Origin of the sequence: Sabulibacter ruber (assembly GCF_017355955.1) — a bacterium.
GTDB lineage: Bacteria > Bacteroidota > Bacteroidia > Cytophagales > Hymenobacteraceae > Nibribacter > Nibribacter ruber_A.
Genome location: NZ_JAFFID010000054.1, coordinates 1 through 338, shown reverse-complemented (window position 1 = coordinate 338; position 338 = coordinate 1). Strand labels below are relative to the sequence as shown.

The 338-nt window shown below is 68.9% G+C and carries 1 protein-coding gene; it reads left to right on the top strand.

Going from position 1 to position 338, the window contains the following annotated elements; translation table 11 throughout:
• The coding region (locus tag JT719_RS24420) for a transposase (RefSeq protein ID WP_242693463.1) at positions 1-338 on the top strand (338 nt) is incomplete at both ends.

The window sequence follows — 338 nt, the reverse complement described above, 5'->3', positions numbered from 1 at the left end:
GCCGGCATCGGATCCCGAAAGCCCACTACCGAGTGACGAACTGGCAGGCCTACGAAGCCGGGCTGCGGCAACGCGGCTCGCTGACGATCTGGTTCACCGAGGAAGCGGTTGCCGCTTGGCGAGCTGGTCCGCGGACCACACCGGGCGGTCAGGCGCGCTATTCGGATCTCGCGGTCGAGACGGCGCTTGTTCTGCGGGCGGTGTTTCACCAGCCCTTGCGCCAGACCGAGGGGCTGGTCGCCTCACTGCTCGCGTTGATGGGGCTGGACCTGCCGGTGCCCGACCACACGACTTTGAGCCGACGGGCCAGGACGCTGGTGCTGGTCGCTCCGGCCTGG